Raw genomic sequence first — 304 nt, forward strand, 5'->3', positions numbered from 1 at the left:
CTCCGCCTCGCGGGTGGTGGACCTGGCCACCGGAGCCGTGCTGGAGGAGATGGGGCCGGGCGGGCGGGTCGTCTCGCGGACGGAGTACGACCGCCAGGGTCGGCCGTCTGTGCACACGGTGCTGCCGGACTCCGGCAAGCCGCAGACCACCCGCATCGCCTACCCCTCCCCGGCCGTCACGGTCACGGCCACGCCTGACGGCCGTCGGGTGACCGAGACCCTCGACGCGCTGGGCCGGCCCCTGCGGACCGCGGACAACTACCGCGACGGCGCCTACGCCAAAGAGCCCGACGCCGACGGCGCC

General features: G+C 75.7%; 1 protein-coding gene. It reads left to right on the forward strand.

Features of this window, described 5'->3' with window-relative positions; translation table 11 throughout:
• The coding region (locus IF89_RS40035) for a hypothetical protein (protein WP_043195101.1) at positions 1 to 304 on the forward strand (304 nt) is incomplete at both ends.

Source organism: Streptomyces sp. NRRL F-2664 (assembly GCF_000719345.1).
GTDB lineage: Bacteria > Actinomycetota > Actinomycetes > Streptomycetales > Streptomycetaceae > Streptomyces.